Origin of the sequence: Shouchella tritolerans (assembly GCF_025770735.1) — a bacterium.
Classification (GTDB): Bacteria; Bacillota; Bacilli; order Bacillales; family Bacillaceae_D; genus Shouchella; species Shouchella tritolerans.
Map to the genome: position 1 here is coordinate 417,283 of NZ_JAODPB010000001.1, position 16,105 is coordinate 433,387.

13 protein-coding genes are annotated in these 16,105 nt (G+C 47.3%); 11 read left to right on the forward strand and 2 right to left on the reverse strand.

The genetic code is table 11. The features are described from left to right. The first annotated feature begins 163 nt into the window (after nt 1-163). The 4 genes from N6H06_RS01995 (at nt 164) to N6H06_RS02010 (ending at nt 5,151) form a co-directional block, all read left to right on the forward strand. Nucleotides 164-1,615, forward strand: a complete 1,452-nt coding sequence (locus tag N6H06_RS01995; protein ID WP_263705499.1) for a YfcC family protein — start codon at nt 164-166, stop codon at nt 1,613-1,615. 22 nt (nt 1,616-1,637) lie between these two features. Beyond that, a complete protein-coding gene (gene allB, locus N6H06_RS02000; RefSeq protein ID WP_263705500.1) occupies nt 1,638-2,984 on the forward strand; it encodes an allantoinase AllB in 1,347 nt (448 codons plus the stop codon). 15 nt (nt 2,985-2,999) lie between these two features. Continuing rightward, nucleotides 3,000-4,160 carry an amidase gene (locus tag N6H06_RS02005; protein ID WP_263705501.1) on the forward strand — a complete coding sequence of 387 codons (1,161 nt, stop codon included), beginning with the start codon at nt 3,000-3,002 and terminating at the stop codon, nt 4,158-4,160. A 244-nt stretch (nt 4,161-4,404) separates the two neighbouring features. Further along, nucleotides 4,405-5,151: a YqjF family protein gene (locus N6H06_RS02010; protein WP_212954521.1), complete on the forward strand. Its 747-nt coding sequence runs from the start codon at nt 4,405-4,407 to the stop codon at nt 5,149-5,151. Nucleotides 5,152-5,176: 25 nt separating this feature from the next. On the opposite strand, the gene N6H06_RS02015 is transcribed toward N6H06_RS02010, so the two are convergent. Both N6H06_RS02015 and N6H06_RS02020 read right to left on the reverse strand, forming a co-directional pair. Continuing rightward, a complete protein-coding gene (locus tag N6H06_RS02015; RefSeq protein WP_062745228.1) occupies nt 5,177-5,554 on the reverse strand; it encodes a DUF2512 family protein in 378 nt (125 codons plus the stop codon). A gap of 54 nt (nt 5,555-5,608) precedes the next feature. Beyond that, nucleotides 5,609-6,124, reverse strand: a complete 516-nt coding sequence (locus N6H06_RS02020; protein ID WP_212954520.1) for a DUF3231 family protein — start codon at nt 6,122-6,124, stop codon at nt 5,609-5,611. A gap of 337 nt (nt 6,125-6,461) precedes the next feature. Between N6H06_RS02020 and N6H06_RS02025 the strand changes: the two genes are divergently transcribed. From N6H06_RS02025 to N6H06_RS02055, 7 genes are all read left to right on the forward strand, one after another. Beyond that, nucleotides 6,462-7,667, forward strand: coding sequence for a prolyl oligopeptidase family serine peptidase (locus N6H06_RS02025; RefSeq protein WP_263705502.1), 1,206 nt, complete (start codon nt 6,462-6,464; stop codon nt 7,665-7,667). Nucleotides 7,668-7,851: 184 nt separating this feature from the next. After that, nucleotides 7,852-9,795 (forward strand): elongation factor G, encoded by a 1,944-nt coding sequence (locus tag N6H06_RS02030; protein ID WP_263705503.1) that lies wholly within the window; start codon nt 7,852-7,854, stop codon nt 9,793-9,795. Nucleotides 9,796-10,915: 1,120 nt separating this feature from the next. Then, nucleotides 10,916-11,689 (forward strand): alpha/beta fold hydrolase, encoded by a 774-nt coding sequence (locus N6H06_RS02035; RefSeq protein ID WP_263705504.1) that lies wholly within the window; start codon nt 10,916-10,918, stop codon nt 11,687-11,689. A gap of 137 nt (nt 11,690-11,826) precedes the next feature. After that, nucleotides 11,827-12,339, forward strand: a complete 513-nt coding sequence (locus N6H06_RS02040; protein ID WP_062745238.1) for a GNAT family N-acetyltransferase — start codon at nt 11,827-11,829, stop codon at nt 12,337-12,339. 207 nt (nt 12,340-12,546) lie between these two features. Further along, the gene (locus N6H06_RS02045) at nt 12,547-13,374 is read left to right on the forward strand and encodes a purine-nucleoside phosphorylase (protein ID WP_263705505.1); all 828 of its coding nucleotides are present in this window, start codon (nt 12,547-12,549) and stop codon (nt 13,372-13,374) included. Between the two features lie 373 nt (nt 13,375-13,747). Beyond that, nucleotides 13,748-15,823, forward strand: a complete 2,076-nt coding sequence (locus N6H06_RS02050; protein WP_263705506.1) for a BglG family transcription antiterminator — start codon at nt 13,748-13,750, stop codon at nt 15,821-15,823. A gap of 15 nt (nt 15,824-15,838) precedes the next feature. Then, the gene (locus N6H06_RS02055) at nt 15,839-16,105 is read left to right on the forward strand and encodes a PTS sugar transporter subunit IIB (RefSeq protein ID WP_094424899.1); all 267 of its coding nucleotides are present in this window, start codon (nt 15,839-15,841) and stop codon (nt 16,103-16,105) included.

Below are 16,105 nucleotides of genomic sequence, written 5' to 3' on the forward strand. Positions count from 1 at the left end.
CCTTACAAACAAAGGGGAGCTTTTTCCAACAACTGCTCGATTCAGTTAGCAACCACTCGTCATTTCCTCCAACATCGTGTTCATTGTTTAGCTGTTTTGCACAAAGATTTTTCTGATTTGTTGCGCTACAATGTGGAGCAACATTTGAGTAAAGGAGAGAGCGATGGAAAAGCATATCCGACAGTCCGTTACGCCGGAACCGATGCCACAGCCAAAACTGCAGAAAGCGAAGGGACGAATGCCCCATATTTATGTGTTGTTGTTTTTGATTAGCGGCATGTCCGCGCTTCTTACCTATGTCATTCCGGCTGGCTCGTTTGAGCGGATGCCTGGCCCAAATGGGCGAGAGACGATTGACCCTGACAGCTTTACGCAAATAGACGGGTCGCCTTTATCTTTTATGGACTTTATGCTTGCTATTCCTAGAGGGATGTCCGATGCAAGCGAGATTATCTTTTTTACCTTTATCATTGGCGGTATGTTTATGGTGATGCGCCGGACAGAAATCATTGAAATTGGCGTCGACAGGCTTGCTCGTAAATTTAAACACAATAGTGTGTTGATGGTGCCTGTGCTGCTCACTTTGTTTGCGGCAGTGGCGACGACGATTGGCACGCCAGAACTATCGCTTGTCTACATTCCTGTGTTGATTCCGCTCTTTATTTCCCTCGGCTATGATTCGATGACCGCTACGGCGATTGCCCTTGTTTCTACAGCCCTTGGGTTTACGGCTGGAATTATGAACCCTGGGACAGTAGGGATTTCTCAACAAATTGCCGGCCTTGATACGTATTCGGGCTTTGGTTTGCGCTTGCTTGTATTTGTTGTCATTGTCGCGATCGGCAGTTTGTACATTATGCGGTATGCAGCAAAAGTAAAGGCTCGTCCCAAAGAGAGCTTGACTTATACAGAAGACAAACCGAAACGACTCGTATACAAAGACGCGCTCAATCAGCCAATGAAGCCGATTCATCGCCGGCAAATGGCCGCGATTGCGACGTTGCCGATTTTCTTTGCGATCCTCATTTACGGGGTGACACAGCTTGGCTGGTTTATGCTTGAGATGTCAGGGCTGTTTATTTTCATGGCCATTGTTGTAGGGCTGCTTGCCGGACTTTCGCTCACAAAGATTTGCGAGGCTTTTACGGAAGGATTTCGCGAAGTGTTGATGGGGGCGATCATTATTGGCATTGCCCGGTCCGTTGCGATCGTTTTAGAAGACGGGCAAATTATGGACTCGATTGTTTATGGGCTCGGCATCGCCGTTGGCCAGCTTCCAAGCACACTTAGTGCCATTGGCATGATGGTTGTCCAACTGTTGATCAATTTCTTTATTCCTTCAGGGAGCGGACAGGCGTTAGTAACGATGCCAATCATGGCGCCTTTGTCTGATATTTTGGGCGTCACTCGGCAAACGGCGATTCTCGCGTTCCAATTTGGCGATGGCTTTGCCCACGTGCTTTTTCCGACTTCCGGTTACTTTATGGCAGCCCTTGTTGTTGCTGGCGTTAGCTGGAACAAATGGGTCCGATTCTTTTTACCACTGTTTTTGATTTATATGGCCGTCGGCATGGCATTTTTAATTTATGCACAGGCGGTCGGCTGGACAGGCTAAGCAAACGAGAGGAGAAAGGCAAATGCTCGATTTGTGCATTACTGGGGGACGAGTTGTGTTACCATCAGGAGTAGAGGAGACCGATGTTGGCATTCAAGCTGGCAAAATTGCCCGAATCGGCCCAATTGATAAAAAAGAAGCGCGCTGTATAATAAACGCAAACGGGCAATACGTTTTTCCAGGAGCTGTTGATACGCATGTCCATTTTTCTGAACCAGGAAGAACCGAGTGGGAAGGGCTTTTTACAGGCAGCCGTTCGTTAGCCGCCGGTGGAACAACGACATATGTAGAAATGCCGTTGAACGCGCTGCCGGCAACGACAAATCGTGCCAATTTGCAACGAAAGCTCAAGGCAGCCAAAGGGCAAAATTATGTCGATTACAGTTTTTATGGCGGGCTTGTGCCGACGAATCTCCATGAGTTGGCAGGCTTGTCCGCCAACGGCGTTGTCGCGTTTAAGTGTTTTCTCTCTCCATGTGGATCCGATGTTCCAGGGGACTTTTGCAATGTCGATGTAAACGACCTTCGCGCAGGCATGCGTCTATTAGCGGAAGAAGGACAGCTTCTTTGTGTCCATGCTGAAGACTCAAGCATCATCAGTAAGCTGGGGGCAAAGCTCCTTAGCCCAGTTGGCGCTGACGCTTATGTCGCTTCGCGTCCGATCGACGCAGAAGTAAAAGCGGTGTGCGACACGATTGCCGCGGCCCAGGAAACTGGTTGCCGAATCCATTTTGTCCATATCAGTTCCGCCGCAGCGATTGAAGCGATTGAGCGGGCCAAAGAGGAAGGAGTCGATGTTACAGTAGAATCGTGTCCCCATTATTTCTTACTGTCTGCTGAGGAGTTAGCGGAGCTCGGCCCATTGGCAAAATGCCAACCGCCACTTCGCCCGAAGCAGGAACAGGGGAAATTGTGGGCTTGTTTGCTTGATGGTAAAATCGACTGGCTTGCTTCTGACCACTCGCCGTGTACGCCTGACTTGAAAGACGGCGATTTCCTTACAGCTTGGGGCGGCATATCCGGCTGCCAAAACAACATCGATATCATGTTTGATGCCGCAGTTAAGGAGCACGGCATGCCTCCTGAGCAATTGGCGCGGCTCATTGCGACAAACCCAGCTAAACGAATGAACTTGGGAAAAAAAGGGGAAATCGCCGTTGGAAAAGATGCAGATATCGCGTTTGTGGATGATCGGCAAAGCTACACGCTCACAAAAGAGCAGCTTTACTATAAAAATAAGCATAGCCCGTATGTTGGCCGAACAATTGGCTGCAAAGTGACGAGAGTATTTCTTCGTGGGCAAATGATTTATACAGAGGAAAAAGGCATCATTGGAAAACCGAGCGGCAAGCTGCTCCACATTCATTAAACAGGGGGAAAGCAGATGAATTGGAACGCGTTTATAGACAAAGACGTGAAACGAAAGGGAGCAAAAGCGGGCATCCTTGCAGGAAAGACATTTGCGGTGAAAGACGTGTTTGCTGTGAAGGGTCACACAAACAGTGCCGGCAATCCTGATTGGCTCAAGACAGCGCAACAGGCAACGTCAGACAGCCCGAGCATCGCCAGACTTTTGGCAGCAGGCGCTGATTTGCACGGCATGGCGGTCACCGATGAGCTCATGTACAGTTTGAATGGCAAGAACGTCCATTATGGGACGCCTGTAAACCCATACGGCGCCGACTGCGTGCCAGGTGGCTCTTCAAGCGGCTCAGCCGTAGCGGTAGCTGCTGAACTGACCGATTTTGCGATTGGGACGGACACAGGTGGATCGATCCGCATACCGTCATCCTATTGCGGCATTTATGGTTTTCGCCCAAGCCATGGCGTTGTCGACATAAGCGGGGTGATCCCACTTGCAGAAAGCTTCGATACGGTTGGTTGGATGGCCCGTGATGTCGGGTTGCTAAAGGACATAGGGACTGTCTTGCTCGGCAATCAGGCAGTAGAAAAAGAGGTGGACGAGCAACTTTTGATTGATGAGACGCTTGTATGCATCGCAGAACCTGACGTTCAAGCGCTTGTCTTGCAGGCGGCGGATCGCCTCGGGGCTAAACAAATTTCCCGATGGACGCCCGACAGGATCGACGAAGGGTTTGAAACGTTTCGCCACCTTCAAGCACGGGAAATTTGGCGGGAACACGGCGAGTGGGTGCAAGCAGCCAATCCTGCCTTTGCAGCTGACATTGGCGCCCGATTCCAGTGGGCCAGCACCCTTCCACAACAGGAACTGCCGCTCTACAAGGACAAACAAACTGCCATGAAGCGCGCCTTTGCAGCTAACTTTGCGCCAAACGAAATCGTGCTTTTGCCAACTGCCGCTGGTCCTGCCCCGCAAATAGGCGGTTCTGGGCAGGAGCTAGAAGCAATACGTGCCCAGACGATGAAGTTAACGTCTATTGCTGGGCTCGCAGGTTGTCCGCAAATCACCATTCCGTTTGCTTCAGTTGAAGGGCTGCCTATTGGGCTTTCGGCCATTGGCTATCCAGGCCAGGACCTTTTTTTGCTCTCTTGGGCCAATCGTTTATTTGGGATCAATACATAATGGAAGCGGACCGATTTTTAAGTTTTTAAATGTGAAGTTGTTCATATGAGATGAGCTTCCGTCCAGTGTTTCATGCTTTTGCTACAGGGGTATTCACTGAAGGGGTTTTGTAATGTTGAACTCCTTGTAAGTGAATGCTTTTTTGATGTGAACGTTTGAAAAGGGCCAAACTACATAAGGAACAAACTAGCTAAAGAAGTGGCAAGAATGGAGACACTTTCGGTTGTACAAAGGAGATTGGACGATGAACAACATAGCGGACAGACTGCATTCTTTTGTTAGAAAGCAATGGGTCATGGCGCAAACGTGGGAGCACGTCCTGTTTGCTCATTGGCAAGTATCGAAAACGCAACTCACGCCGCTGCTTCCTGCTGGGCTTAGCTTGGATTTGTATAAAGGGACTGCCTGGGTCAGTGTGTTGCCTTTTTATTTGAGCACATTACGACCTCGGTTTTTGCCTCCCTTTCCAGGGGCGAAAGCATTCCCTGAATTAAACGTTCGGACATATGTGATACACGAAGGAAGGCCAGGCATTTATTTTTTCAGTTTAGACGCAAGCCATTTTCTTGCTGTGCAGATGGCACGGACATTTTTTCACTTGCCTTATGTCCACGCAACGATGACGTTTACAAAACAACAGGAGTCGATCCAGTTTTGGAGCCGCAGAAACACGGGAAGCCATGCTGAATGTACAGCGTCGTATTTCCCGATTTCACAGCCAACGCCCGCCGTTCCTGGATCATTGGCGCATTGGCTCGTGGAAAGGTACAGGCTTTATGCCTCGTCCTCAAGGCATCTGTATTATCAAGATATCGACCATGAGCCATGGCAATTGCAAAAAACGGCTGCCAACGTGAAGGCGAACGAAGTAGCGCTCGCTGCCAACATCGATTTGCCAGTGCAAGAGCCGCTTTTCCATTATGCCAGAAAGCAGGATGTGCGGTTTTACCCAATGGGGAAATGCCAAACTATAAAGGAGTTGCCTAAATAGAACAACTCCTTTTGGTGCTGTGCTTTTATGAAGAGGAAGTGCTTAATCGGTCTGAACCAATACCTAATTTGGCCAAATAAATGTGGAAGAAGTATTCGCCAACAGCAATTGCAATTGCTGAAATGGCCGCAGCTCCTGCCATGGTGCCTGGTGCAATGGGGGCAAGCGCGATTCCTAGCAACCAAATGAGGAAAAAGGCAACGCCCAAATCAGCCACAGTGGCCATTATGTTCGTGATTTTAGGCAAGATGAGAATGTCACCTAACCAATAGGTGATCCCTCCGAGGATGATTGTGATTACAAAGACATCCCAAAAGGACAGCCCAAAACCAAAACCTAGGATTACGTAAAGGAACACAAGCGTCATAATGCCTTTAACCGCTAATGCTTTTACATGTTTCATGGTGATTCCTCCTTCGTTCGTTTTGGAAATGTGTATACCCAAAAAATGGTCTTATTACACGTCCTCATCAGCTGGTTGTTGGTGAAGAGGGGGAGGGACTAACCAGCCTTTTTCCTTTAACAGCCGTAAAAACTTTCCTGCCAATGTCGCTTTTGAGATATGAAATTGGCCAAACATGGCGGCAATGTCTTCACGAATCGACTGGCCCATAATTTTACTGCATGCCACGAGGCCTGCTGCAGTCGTAGCAGAAGCAGAGGCTGCTATGTCAGCGTCCATAAAACGGGCGCCTGGTGGAATGTCATCAAGGTTTGCTTTTGGCGCATCTGGTGCTGCTGGAGGGAGGGCGACGCCATTTTCCTTCAACAGTTCAGAAACTTGTTTGACTTCCTCCTTGCATTGCTCCATACAGGTATGAAGCAGTTTTTTTAAGTCGTTGTCGCCGACATGGTTTAATAAGACCCCATATTCGGCAATCATTTTGTTACCTGCTAATACAAAGCTCCAGGCGCTGTACACTTCGCCGTAGTGCATAGGTTCTTCTTTAGGATTTCCACTTAAAATACCCATTGTTTCTCTCCTTTCTAAGCCGTTTGGCTCTAACTTGTTTCATTTTCCACGATAGAATGCCCAACAGATAGGGGAGATATGTATACGAATATCGATTGTGGCGGTGAAGACGATTCGGAAAGCTTTGCATCAAAAGGCGATAGTACATCCTCACTAAATCGCATTACGACTTGATCGCGATTTGTGTTTGCGTTTTGGAAATGCTCTCAGGAAAAAGCGGGATGATAAGCAAACGCCTATGAACACATCTTATCGAATAAGACAAAAAGACAAGTGATTCATCGGTGGTTTTGCGATTACGAATAGGGGAAACTGAAGGAAAAGGAGGAACAGCCCCATGCGCTTTAAAAAATCAATGTTGGCCACGGTGATTGTTGCGGCAAGTGCAGTGGTTGCTGTGCTTTTTCTTATAAATAAGACGGACGAAAGCGAGTCTTCCATTGCCGGAGTCGATTTGCTGACGGAAGTAACGCCAACAGGAGAGCAAGTAGTTGGAGCAGCAATTGAATATACTGATCCGATTACGTCGACTAGCTTATCTAAAACAAGCTATTCCGTACAAGCGATTAAAGGTGGCCATCATATTTCAAGAAACGTCGAACATGTTTACGTTGGCCAAGCGCCTGAACTTGGCAATCCTGTAAGTGAAGGCCATTATGTCATTATTGAATTTAGCGGAAACGACTTACATGGAGGCACGCTTAGTTGGAATGGCAGCAAGTATCAAAGCAGTCGCCCTACGCCAATGTATCGGATTAAACAGGTTGAAGCGATCACCACCAACGAAGGGCAACAGTTGCCGCCAACGAGCGACGAAGTCGTCTCAACTGGCGTACGCTCGCCTGCGGTCGAGTCCTTCTCTTACGGCTATTACAAAAATAAAGCGGGAGCAACGTTGCCATACCGATTATTTGAGCCGAATCAAGAAGAGGGAGAACGCTATCCGCTCGTGCTTTTTCTTCATGGCGGCGGTGAGCGAGGCAACGACAACCAGATCCACTTGCTTGGCAACGAAGGGGGAGTCGCCTTTGCCCGCCCAGAGGTGCAAGAACAACATCCTTCGTTTGTTTTAGCGCCACAAGCCCCTTACGATCCTTCTGTACCTTTGCTTGAAGGATGGACAACAGAACCAACGTATAGCATGGTGCTTGAGTTAGTCGAGTCGATGAAAGACCGCTATCCAATTGATCCTGACCGCGTATATATCCATGGCATGTCCATGGGCGGGATTGGAACGTGGCATTTCATTGAAAACAACCCTGACTTATTTGCAGGCGCGATTGCCATTTGTGGATACGGCCACCCTGAAAGGGCAGGGACGATAAAAGATGTTCCCATTTGGGCATTCCATGGCGAAGATGACGAAATTATTGATGTGTCAGGGTCTCGCCTAATGGTGGAGGCTCTCGAAAAGGTAGGGGGCAATATTCGCTACACCGAATTTAAAACAGGAGAGCTGCGTTCCCCTCATTCCGCTTGGGGGCCGGTATACGAAGACAAACGGGTAATCGAGTGGCTATATTCGCAAACGCGATCCAACTAAACGAGATGAAAAGCCCTTTACTGCAACTTTCCCGCAGTAAGGGGCTTTCGGTGTTTCGAGCAATCCCTACGCATGTTATAATCGGACTATTCTAATAACAGGAGGCGTTTAAGTATGCGCAAAATGAACATGAAAAACCAATGGAAAGGAAAGAAACAAATGAATAGGAGCTGTTACAACTACTATGAAAACAATCAACATTGGGGTGTTGGCCCATGTTGATGCCGGCAAGACGACATTAACCGAGCAAATGTTATACCAAGCTGGCGTCATCAAGGAAGCTGGTTCAGTCGATAAGGGCAGCACAACCACCGATACACTTGCGATTGAAAGAGAACGAGGCATTACAGTCAAAGCGGCAGCCGTCTCTTTTTTCTGGAACGATGTAAAGGTGAATATCATTGATACGCCAGGCCACGCTGACTTTATATCTGAAGTCGAGCATGCGCTAACGATTTTGGATGGCGCCGTTTTAATCGTATCCGCCGTCGAAGGCGTCCAAGCACAAACGCGTGTTTTGATGCAGTCGCTAAAGGCTTACCGTATCCCGACCGTCTTTTTTATAAATAAAATCGACCGTGTTGGCGCTGACTACAAACGTGTCATGAAACAAATCAAATGGTTGCTTGACGACCGCATTTGCCCGATGTGCGAACAAACACAGGACGACACGGCTTATTCTATTAAAGCCACTTGTCCGCAAACAGCTGGCTGGCTAGACGTTCTCGCGCTTCACAACGACGAATTGTTGGCCGCTTATGTTGAAGATGAACCTGTAAGTGAAATAAAATTGCGGAACGAGTTGTCGCGGCAAACCAAAAAAGCAGTGGCTTACCCCCTTTTTATTGGTTCAGCAGCAAAGGGAGTTGGCATTGATGCCTTGCTTCACTCGCTTTCCCATTGGTTTAGCCACACAAAAGAGGAAGCGTCGGAGCGGGATCTTTCTGGCATCGTATTTAAAGTGACCGAGTTGCCTAACGGCGAACGGGAAGCGCTTGTCCGCCTTTACGAAGGAAGGCTATTCGCTAGAAAAATCGTTTCAGTTATCCGTGCTGACCACCCTTCCTTTTCGGTAAAAGTCAAGCATCTACAACAGTTAGAGAACGGCGGGCGGACTGGCGCTTCTGCCGTCAGTGCTGGCGACGTTGCTGTGTTGCGTGAGAAGTCTCTACAAGTCGGCGATATCCTCGGTAAGCGTGTGCCACAAATGAAACCATTTGCGTTTAAAAAACCGCCGTTTCAAGTACAAGTGCACACTGACCGCAAAGAGGAAGCAATCGCCCTTCACCGGGCATTGTCCCGTTTAGCAGCAGAAGACCCGTTTTTGCAATATACACAAGACGTGGCTACAGGCGACCACTTTATCGGCGTATTTGGCAACGTCCAGCAGGAAGTGCTTTTGTCGGCGCTCAAAAACGAACATGGCCTTTCCGCTTCCATGAGCGAGCCCCTTGTCGTTTGTATGGAAAAACCTTCAGGCGTTGGGGCTGCTGTCGAATGGATTGGTGAAAAAGGCAATCCTTTTTACGCCACTTTAGGCTTTCGAGTCGAGCCTGGGCCAGAAGGGAGCGGGCTCTCTTATCAACTCGAAGCAGAGCTTGGTTCGCTGCCACCTGCTTTTCAGCGAGCAGTCCGTGACACATGCCGAGTTGTATTACAAGAAGGGTTAAAAGGCTGGGCAGTAGAGGATATCATCGTAACGCTCACCCATACAGGTTATTGGAGCCCTGTTTCGACAGCAAGGGATTTCCGCGGCCTGGCGCCATTGGTTCTAATGGAGGCGCTCCGGCAAGCAGGCACATACGTCTATGAACCATTAGAGAGAATCGAAGTGATTGTGCCAGAGCGTTTTTTAAGCACTCTCCTATCACGAATCGTCCAGCTAGGAGGAAGCGTGTTAGAGCCAGCCTTCCACCAAGCCGGTGTCCTCATAGAAGGAACCATTCCTGTACGAACGGCAGCCCAATTAAAATCGTCGATACACGCCCTTTCCGGCGGAGAAGGAATCTTAATCTCTAAGCCAGGTGGGTACGAGCGGGTGACAGGAAAGGCACCCCACAAGGTACGGAGGCAGTTGAACCCATTAGAGCGGACGAATTACTTGTTGCGTTTTAGCCATACCATGTAGGTGCCATGAGTTAAACCGGCAAGGACAGCGAAAAACCCTTTCAGACGAAAGGGTTTTTCGCATATTGCTTTTATACATTAAAGATGGTAAAGGCTAGCGTTCCACAAATCACTTTGTATATCCTCTCTGTGTTTTAGGAATTTCCTATTTCCGTTGAACAATTTCAGCTTATTGTTTTTTTATAAAGTATTTTATAGCGAAATACATAAAAACAGCTATCCAAATAATGATTAAAAGATAGTAGTAATCCTGGCTTACTAGAAGGATGCCTGCCCCTGCAATGAGTAAAATCACCATATCTATTTTATTGGGTATTTTTTTCTGCTTGCTTATAAACGCTATAAGGAAAACAACGATGATGATCACCAAATAGAGAAAAGATAGATACTTCGATGTTATTCATCCTTTCCGATATTGTAGAAATTGAATGGTAGTATTCAATATAAGTAATGAATCGTTCCGATTACAGACTGTATGGGTTTAATCAACAGTGCATTGATTAGAATAAGTTCTTTGTGGTGTACGTACTTGACCATCTAGTTAACGATCCACCAAGTTCTGGAGAGTCTGATTATAGTTATTGAATAGATCCTGCATGCCATCTAGAAACTCTCGATCAATACCTTCCAACGCATCCTGCTTTTTAAATGATCGTGTGCCATCTTTCCTAAGCTGTAGCTTGATTTCATCGCCTTGTTTTACTTGAAGGTGATCAAGCACTTCTTGAGGCTATGTAATACCAAGGCTATTGCCAATACGTGTGTTTTTACATTCCATATTAGTCACCGCCATTTTGTGTTTTTCTAGGTATATCGATTCATTTCATTAAATTGTCCTGCCCATAACTAAAACTTGTTTCAAACAGGCCACCTCAATTTAGTATTCGTAAAATTTATGTTCATTATATGATTGAAGGGAACTAAACACAATTTATATCCCCAAAAAACCTAAAGGAAGCCTTTTCAACGTTTCCCTATCTTCCTCCTACACGAAACACCTGATACACACCTACGTTTATCTATAATTCCCCATATTCTCTAGAACTCGGCCCCAGTCGATCATGATATTCCTGTCCGAACGGAAACAGTTTACAGTATAATAGTAGCAAGGAGGGCAATAGATGAGTGTATTTGTTGAGGAATCTGGCGACAAGCAGGCGCCAATGATGTTGTTTTTGCATGGCGGCGGATTAGCAGGATGGATGTGGGAGGAGCAAATCGACTACTTTTCCCGTTATCATTGTGTCGTTGTCGACTTGCCTGGCCATGGAAAGAGCGCCCATTTGCCCTTTTCGATCAAAAGTTGCGCCAAGCAGTTAATTGAATTAATCGAAACGTATGCTCCAGGCAAGGAGACGGTGCTGGTAGGTTTATCTTTAGGCGCGCAAATTGCCCTTGAAATGGTAAGCAGCCGTCCAGATTTAGTACAGGCGGCGATTATAAACAGTGCGAATGTTCGACCGTCTCCAGCATTGAAAAAATGGATTCGTCCTGCGATCCATATGACCCATCCACTTGTAAAAAACAAATACTTTTCAAAGCTCCAGGCAAAAACACAATATATTAATGAAAAAGACTATGAGCGCTACTACGAGGAAAGCTGCCAAATGAAAGCAGGTACGCTTGCGAACATTGTAGAAGAGAGCGTGACCTACCAGTTGCCTTCTTCTTTCAAGGACGTGGAAGCGAACGTGCTTATCGCGATTGGCGGGAAAGAAAAAGCGGTCATTGCCAAATCAGCCCGGCAAATACTGGAGAGCAACAAGCGTTGCATCGGCATTGAAGTACCAGGTGTAGGGCATGGCCTTTCTTTAGCGAAACCAGCCCTTTTTAATGAAATGGTTGACTGTTTTCTGGATGGATCATCCTTGCCGAAAGGGTGTGTCCCGTTATAAACATTTCCGTCTCGTTTAAAAAGAGCTGCCAATGGGCATCCATGTATATAAAACTGTGAAACCGCTTAAACTAAATAGAAGACGTTCATGCAAGAAAAGAGTATGCGTGAATTTCTAGCGCATGGAGGGACATAGCTATGGAGATTACGATTAAGCATCTAACAAACGAGGCGTTAGCGCAAGAGGCGCAAGAGCAATTTGCGGCAAACGGGATCATGAGGAGAGAAGGTTATTTTCGGACATGCCTTGACGAAAACTACAATGGCGATCGCGTCACTGTTCTTGCTTTTTATCAAGGAGCGCTGGCCGGGTGCGGTCATCTCTTGAAAAAATCGCCGTATGCCCATTTCCGCAATCAACGCATTCCCGAAGTAAATGATCTTGTTGTTTTTCCGCCATATCGGCGCCGGGGCGTCGGCCAAGCTCTTATTCACGCACTCGAACAGCTTAGCCGTGATTTAGGCTATCAAACGGTTGGCCTTGGCGTTGGCTTGTATAAAGATTACGGAAGCGCTCAACGGCTCTATGCCCGGCTTGGTTACATCCCAGACGGTCATGGCATTTGTGCTGGGGGGGAGCCAATCGACGCTGGCAGCCATGCTGTCGTGGATGATGAGCTGTTAATGTATTGGACAAAAAAGCTAAAGTAAGCTTTTCTACTATTCATCTATCAAGAACAATTGATACACGTACGGAGCGTTTTTCTCCCGTCTGGGAAGCCTAGGCGGGCTTCTTTTTGTATGAGCCTCATTTTTAAACGGGAAATCATGCTTCCATCTTGTTCGCTGATCGATTATGTTATACATAGTGTAGGCCATGGCAGCCATAGCAAATTATCAATCCTGGGAGGAACCATAATGGCATTATTAGAACAAATGAAGGAAGCAGCTGAATATATTCAAAGCAAGAGCAGCTTATCGCCGAATGTCGGAATCATTCTCGGTTCGGGGCTTGGAAATGTAGCAGACGAAATTGAAAACAAAGTTTCGATTGCCTACGAAGAGATTCCCCACTTTGCCACCTCTTCGGCCATTGGCCATGCGAACCAATTGGTGATTGGCACTTTAAAAGGCCAGACGGTTGTGGCGATGAAAGGGCGTTACCATTTTTACGAAGGGTATCATTTGCAGCAAGTCACTTTTCCAGTACGTGTCATGAAAGCACTTGGCGTGAAAACGCTGTTGATTACGAACTCCTGTGGAGCTGTGAATACCGACTTTTCGCCAGGGGAGTTGATGCTTATCAGCGACCACTTAAACCTAGTTGGCACCAATGCGCTCATTGGCGAAAATGAAGATGCGCTAGGACCAAGGTTTCCTGATCTTTCGGAAGTTTATAGTTCCCGTTTGCGGCAAATCGCCAAAAGCGTGGCAGCTGAACAAGGCACCACATTGCAAGAGGGCGTTTATAGCTGGTGGAGCGGCCCTGCCTACGAAACGCCTGCAGAAGTGCGGATGATTCGCATTCTAGGTGGTGACGCGGTCGGCATGTCTACCGTTCCCGAAGCGACTGTTGCGGCACATGCTGGCATGGAAGTACTGGGAATTTCCTGTTTAACAAACATGGCGTGTGGCATTTTAAAAGAACCGTTGAGCCATGATGATGTGATCGAAGTTGCTGGCAAGGCAAATGCCGCTTTTACCAAGCTTGTTAAAGGCGTTTTAGACCGTTTGCCGGCCTCGTAAAATAACAATTTACCACCGTTTGTCGGTCATGGCGGCAAAATTTCCCGGATAGGAGAAAACGCGGCAGTCGAAGCGGCGAGCGTTTTTCTTCAGCCTGAACTAGCTATCATCTGATGGCTAGTTTTTTTTGGCCTTCTCGTTGCTGGATTTTCTTCCTCCGCATTAGTGTCCAACTCTTTTAAACTCTCTTTTCGCCTATGGTTGCCTTTTTCTTTATACTAGTTTCACGCCTACACTAAATTTGCAAACGACGATCGTGCAAAAACCAGGCCGCTTAGCCCAATCGCTGCACACTTTCCGGTGCATAGATTTGGGCTTCTTTGTGGGCAAAGGGGCGACTACACTATAACTAAGCCAGAGAGAGGGTGATGGCATGTTCTTAACGCAGAGAGGTTTACGCTTGCTGGTCAAACTTCTGTATGCGGCAGATCATGTGCCCATGGATGAATTAAAAAGCGAGCTCGGCGTTTCGGCGCGAACGATTTATTACGAGCTTAAGCGGGTGAATGATTGGCTGGCCTTCCATCAATTCGATTGTGTTCGCCATGTCCGCAGCAGCGGTTTTTATATCGTTAGCGAACAACAAAACCGCATCAAAGAAATGTTGCCTCAACTCGGTGATTCAGAATATGGCTATACGCCGCTTGAGCGGAGGGCGCTCGATCTGCTTTTTATTTTAAGCCAGCCCGCACCGGTATTCGTCGAGGATTTAATGGAGCTGACCGATGTAAGTCGGAACACAGTCCTTGAGGACATACGCCTGTTGAAAAACGAGTTGGCTAAGCAAGGTTTGACGCTTGATTTTAAACTTTCGGCTGGCTATTTCGTTGCTGGCGCAGAAACGGCGATCCGCCAGGAAATCCATCAATGGTTAAACCGAATTGAACGGTTGGCAGAAGTCAATAAGTTGCCGATTGAAATCGGCCAAGCCTATTTTCCCTTAAGTGTCGCTTGCCTGAAGGAGCTGTTGCACACGTGTGAAACAGAACTTCATATTGAGTTTGCCGACCACACGCTCGAGTCGTTTTCAATGGAGTTATGCTTTTACTTTAATCGGATCCAACGAGGTAAATACGTAAACGTAACGACAGAAGAGATGCGGACATTGCAAGAAACCGATGAGTTTACGGCGGCGCTCCGGTTTATGACGAGAGCGAGCAAAGAGGCAGGCATTTCTATACCAGACGAAGAGGCCTATTTTTTAAGCACCTTGTTTTTAAGCGCCAAACGGCAAAAGCAAGCAGATGCGAAACAATCCCAAGAACATTGCTTGATTCACTCAATCGCCAGAAACATGATTTTTGAATTTCAACGTTATGCATGCATTGTTTTTCAAGATCGTGACAAATTGGAAGCGAACTTAGTAGTCCATTTGAAACCAGCCTACTACCGGATGAAATACCATGTCGATGCGGTGAACGAATTGGCCGATTCTGTTAAACAAGCCCATCCAGAAGTGTATGAAATCACGAAAAAGGTCGTTCACCATTTAGAAAAAGCAGCTTGTGCCCCGGCAAGCGAAAACGAGATCGCTTTTTTGGCCATGCATTTTGGCGGTTGGATGAAGCGTGAAGGGCTTCAGCCTGTCAGCCGCTGCTCTGTACTCATTGTTTGTGCGGAAGGTGTTGGCACATCGGCGATCGTGAAACAACAACTGATCGACTTGCTTGGATACGTCAACGTTGCAGGCATTCTGACAAAACGGGAATACAGCAAGCTTGACTCGGTTGCCGTAGACTTTGTTGTGGCAACAACGCCCGTTGAGCCAAAAGGAAAGCCAGTCCACGTCGTTCATCCAATTTTTTCGAATTATCATAAAAAAACATTGCTTAAATACGGAGAGGCGAGCAACGGCCATCAGGAACATATCACGCTTGCCAAGGTGGTTGCTGCAGTCCGCAAGCATGCTACTGTCCATAACGAGCAAGCACTTCTCTCTGAGTTAAAAACGATTTTGCAAGCACCCCACCGACAATGGAAGGAAGAGTGGAAACCAGTGTTAAACGAGTTGCTGACGGAAAAGACCATTTTTTTGCACCAGACCGCCCAGGATTGGAAGGAAGCGATAAAAAAAGCGGCTGCGCCTTTATTGGCAGACGGGGCGATTGAGGGTCGCTACGTCGATGCAATGATCCAGTCTGTTGAAGACAATGGCCCTTATATTGTCATTACACCTGGTGTGGCGATCCCCCATTCACGGCCAGAGGCAGGGGTCAAGCGTCTTGGCATGTCGCTCGCTACCTATAAAGAAGGCGTCCGCTTTTCAAATAAAGACACGAAACCAGTTAAAATCGTCATCGTTCTTGCCGCTATAGACAGCGTTACCCATTTGCGGGCTTTGTCGCAATTGACGTCACTGCTCGGCGAGCCAGGAGCAATTGACCGTTTGGCTGAAATGACGAGCACGAAAGAAGTGGTTTCACTCATTCAACAATTTTCGACCATTTAACAGGAGGAGATCGACATGAAAAAAGTATTAGTCGTTTGTGGAAATGGGTTAGGGAGCAGTTTTATTGTCGAGATGAATGTTAAAAAAATACTAGCAGAGCTAGGGATTGACGCGGAGGTGAACCACACGGACCTAGCCTCAAGCAAAAGTGAGCAAGCCGATCTCTACATAGGCGCAGCTGACATTGTCGAGCAGCTTAACGACGGAACGCGCAACGTTGTCGGTTTAAACAATTTGCTAGACAACGAAGCGATAAAAGACGTGCTACGTAGCAATTTATAA

What these genes read in the sequence shown, in the direction of transcription:
- N6H06_RS01995 (WP_263705499.1), top strand. Translation starts at nt 164, where the DNA reads ATGGAAAAGCATATCCGACAGTCCGTTACGCCGGAACCGATGCCACAG.
- allB (WP_263705500.1), top strand. Translation starts at nt 1,638, where the DNA reads ATGCTCGATTTGTGCATTACTGGGGGACGAGTTGTGTTACCATCAGGA.
- N6H06_RS02005 (WP_263705501.1), top strand. Translation starts at nt 3,000, where the DNA reads ATGAATTGGAACGCGTTTATAGACAAAGACGTGAAACGAAAGGGAGCA.
- N6H06_RS02010 (WP_212954521.1), top strand. Translation starts at nt 4,405, where the DNA reads ATGAACAACATAGCGGACAGACTGCATTCTTTTGTTAGAAAGCAATGG.
- N6H06_RS02015 (WP_062745228.1), bottom strand. Translation starts at nt 5,554, where the DNA reads ATGAAACATGTAAAAGCATTAGCGGTTAAAGGCATTATGACGCTTGTG.
- N6H06_RS02020 (WP_212954520.1), bottom strand. Translation starts at nt 6,124, where the DNA reads ATGGGTATTTTAAGTGGAAATCCTAAAGAAGAACCTATGCACTACGGC.
- N6H06_RS02025 (WP_263705502.1), top strand. Translation starts at nt 6,462, where the DNA reads ATGCGCTTTAAAAAATCAATGTTGGCCACGGTGATTGTTGCGGCAAGT.
- N6H06_RS02030 (WP_263705503.1), top strand. Translation starts at nt 7,852, where the DNA reads ATGAAAACAATCAACATTGGGGTGTTGGCCCATGTTGATGCCGGCAAG.
- N6H06_RS02035 (WP_263705504.1), top strand. Translation starts at nt 10,916, where the DNA reads ATGAGTGTATTTGTTGAGGAATCTGGCGACAAGCAGGCGCCAATGATG.
- N6H06_RS02040 (WP_062745238.1), top strand. Translation starts at nt 11,827, where the DNA reads ATGGAGATTACGATTAAGCATCTAACAAACGAGGCGTTAGCGCAAGAG.
- N6H06_RS02045 (WP_263705505.1), top strand. Translation starts at nt 12,547, where the DNA reads ATGGCATTATTAGAACAAATGAAGGAAGCAGCTGAATATATTCAAAGC.
- N6H06_RS02050 (WP_263705506.1), top strand. Translation starts at nt 13,748, where the DNA reads ATGTTCTTAACGCAGAGAGGTTTACGCTTGCTGGTCAAACTTCTGTAT.
- N6H06_RS02055 (WP_094424899.1), top strand. Translation starts at nt 15,839, where the DNA reads ATGAAAAAAGTATTAGTCGTTTGTGGAAATGGGTTAGGGAGCAGTTTT.